We start from the raw sequence: 3,541 nt of genomic DNA on the forward strand, positions 1-3,541 counted from the left end.
AACTGAATGAGGGCTGGTATCAGATACGGATTGCCGGGCGTGATGCAGGTGAAACCGAATTATCAGCCCGTCTTAATGAGCCGCTGGAAAATGGTGCCGTGATCCACATCGTGCCGCGTCTGGCGGGTGCTAAAAGTGGCGGTATTTTTCAGGCAGTGCTGGGGGCTGCTGTTATGGCAGTTGCTATATGGATGCCAGGAGTAGGAATTATGGCGAGTAATCTGCTGTTTTCTCTCGGTGCCAGTATGACGCTTGGCGGTGTTGCACAGATGCTGGCCCCTAAACCCAAAACCCCCCGCACACAGACAACGGATAACGGCAAACAGAACACCTATTTTTCTTCACTGGATAATATGGTTGCCCAGGGCAATGTCCTGCCCGTTCTGTACGGTGAAATGCGTGTGGGGTCGCGCGTGGTTTCTCAGGAGATCAGCACGGCAGACGAAGGGGACGGTGGTCAGGTTGTGGTGATTGGTCGCTGATGCAAAATGTTTTATGTGAAACCGCCTGCGGGCGGTTTTATCGTTTATGGAGCGTGAGGAATGGGTAAAGGCAGCAGTAAGGGGCATACCCCGCGCGAAGCGAAGGACAACCTGAAGTCCACGCAGCTGCTGAGTGTGATCGATGCCATCAGCGAAGGGCCGGTTGAAGGTCCGGTGGATGGATTAAAAAGCGTGCTGCTGAACAGTACACCTGTGCTGGACAGTGAGGGGAATACCAATATCTCCGGCGTCACGGTGGTGTTCCGGGCCGGTGAGCAGGAGCAGACACCGCCGGAGGGGTTTGAATCCTCCGGCTCCGAGACGGTGCTCGGTACGGAAGTGAAATACGACACGCCGATCACCCGGACCATCACGTCGGCAAACATCGACCGTCTGCGCTTTACCTTCGGTGTGCAGGCACTGGTGGAAACCACCTCAAAGGGTGACCGGAATCCGTCGGAAGTCCGCCTGCTGGTTCAGATACAACGTAACGGTGGCTGGGTGACAGAAAAAGACATCACCATTAAGGGCAAAACCACGTCGCAGTATCTGGCCTCGGTGGTGGTGGATAACCTGCCGCCGCGACCGTTCAATATCCGGATGCGCAGGATGACACCGGACAGCACCACAGACCAGCTGCAGAACAAAACGCTCTGGTCGTCATACACCGAAATCATCGATGTGAAACAGTGCTACCCGAACACGGCACTGGTCGGCGTGCAGGTGGATTCGGAGCAGTTCGGCAGCCAGCAGGTGAGCCGTAATTATCATCTTCGCGGGCGCATTCTGCAGGTGCCGTCGAACTATAACCCGCAGACGCGGCAATACAGCGGTATCTGGGACGGGACGTTTAAACCGGCATACAGCAACAACATGGCCTGGTGTCTGTGGGATATGCTGACCCATCCGCGCTACGGCATGGGGAAGCGTCTCGGTGCGGCGGATGTGGACAAATGGGCGCTGTATGTCATCGGCCAGAATTGCGACCAGTCGGTGCCGGATGGCTTTGGTGGCACGGAGCCGCGCATCACCTGTAACGCTTACCTGACCACACAGCGCAAGGCGTGGGATGTGCTCAGTGATTTCTGCTCGGCGATGCGCTGTATGCCGGTATGGAACGGGCAGACGCTGACGTTCGTGCAGGACCGACAGTCGGATAAGGTGTGGACCTATAACCGCAGTAATGTGGTGATGCCGGATGATGGCGCGCCGTTCCGCTACAGCTTCAGCGCCCTGAAGGACCGCCATAATGCCGTTGAGGTGAACTGGATTGACCCGAACAACGGCTGGGAGACGGCGACAGAGCTTGTTGAAGATACGCAGGCCATTGCCCGTTACGGTCGTAATGTCACGAAGATGGATGCCTTTGGCTGTACCAGCCGGGGGCAGGCACACCGCGCCGGGCTGTGGCTGATTAAAACGGAACTGCTGGAGACGCAGACCGTGGATTTCAGCGTGGGTGCTGAAGGGCTTCGCCATGTACCGGGCGATGTCATTGAAATCTGCGATGATGACTATGCCGGTATCAGCACCGGTGGTCGCGTGCTGGCGGTGAACAGCCAGACCCGGACGCTGACGCTCGACCGTGAAATCACGCTGCCATCCTCCGGTACCACGCTGATAAGCCTGGTTGACGGAAGTGGTAATCCGGTCAGCGTGGAGGTTCAGTCCGTCACCGACGGACTTAAGGTGAAAGTGAACCGGGTTCCTGACGGCGTTGCAGAATACAGTGTGTGGGGGCTGAAGTTGCCGACGTTGCGTCAGCGCCTGTTCCGCTGTGTGAGTATCCGTGAGAACGATGACGGCACGTATGCCATCACTGCCGTGCAGCATGTACCGGAAAAAGAGGCCATCGTGGATAACGGGGCGCACTTTGACGGCGACCAGAGCGGCACGGTGAATGGTGTCACGCCGCCAGCGGTGCAGCACCTGACCGCCGAAGTCACCGCAGACAGCGGGGAATATCAGGTGCTGGCGCGCTGGGACACGCCGAAGGTGGTGAAGGGCGTGAGCTTCCTGCTCCGTCTGACCGTAACAGCGGATGACGGCAGTGAGCGGCTGGTCAGCACGGCCCGGACGACGGAAACCACATACCGCTTCAGGCAGCTGACGCTGGGGCGTTACAGGCTGACAGTCCGGGCGGTAAATGCGTGGGGACAGCAGGGCGATCCGGCATCGGTATCGTTCCGGATTGCCGCACCGGCAGCGCCGTCGCGGATTGAGCTGACACCGGGATATTTTCAGATAACTGCCACGCCGCATCTTGCGGTTTATGACCCGACGGTGCAGTTTGAGTTCTGGTTCTCGGAAAAACGGATTGCGGATATCAGGCAGGTTGAAACCACAGCCCGCTATCTTGGCACGGCGCTGTACTGGATAGCTGCCAGTATCAATATCAGGCCGGGCCATGATTATTATTTTTACGTTCGCAGTGTGAACACCGTTGGCAAATCGGCATTCGTGGAGGCTGTTGGTCAGCCGAGTGATGATGCATCCGGCTATCTGGATTTTTTCAAAGGCGAGATAGGAAAAACCCATCTGGCTCAGGAGCTGTGGACGCAGATTGATAACGGTCAGCTGGCGCCTGATCTGGCTGAAATCAGGACGTCCATTACGGATGTCAGCAATGAAATCACACAGACCGTCAATAAGAAACTGGAAGACCAGAGTGCGGCAATTCAGCAGATACAGAAGGTTCAGGTTGATACAAATAATAACCTGAACAGCATGTGGGCTGTGAAGCTGCAGCAGATGCAGGACGGACGCCTTTATATCGCGGGTATTGGTGCCGGTATTGAGAACACCCCTGACGGCATGCAGAGTCAGGTGCTGCTGGCGGCGGACAGGATTGCGATGGTTAATCCTGCGAATGGCAACACAAAACCGATGTTTGTTGGTCAGGGCGATCAGATATTCATGAACGACGTGTTCCTGAAGCGCCTGACGGCCCCCACCATTACCAGCGGCGCCAATCCCCCGGCCTTTTCCCTGACACCGGACGGAAAGCTGACGGCGAAAAATGCGGATATCAGTGGCAGTGTGAATGCGAACGCCGGGAC

At 57.0% G+C, this 3,541-nt stretch carries 2 protein-coding genes; both read left to right on the plus strand.

Going from position 1 to position 3,541, the window contains the following annotated elements; all coding sequences use genetic code 11:
• A partial coding sequence (locus AACU19_RS11485) for a tail assembly protein (protein ID WP_198599089.1) occupies positions 1 to 482 on the plus strand: 482 nt, incomplete at its 5' end.
• 60 nt (positions 483 to 542) lie between these two features.
• Positions 543 to 3,541: phage attachment tail tip protein J (gpJ, locus tag AACU19_RS11490; RefSeq protein WP_105278882.1), on the plus strand; the 2,999-nt coding region annotated here is incomplete at its 3' end.

The sequence above is a fragment of the Escherichia sp. MOD1-EC4550 genome (assembly GCF_963876935.1).
Classification (GTDB): Bacteria; Pseudomonadota; Gammaproteobacteria; order Enterobacterales; family Enterobacteriaceae; genus Escherichia; species Escherichia coli_F.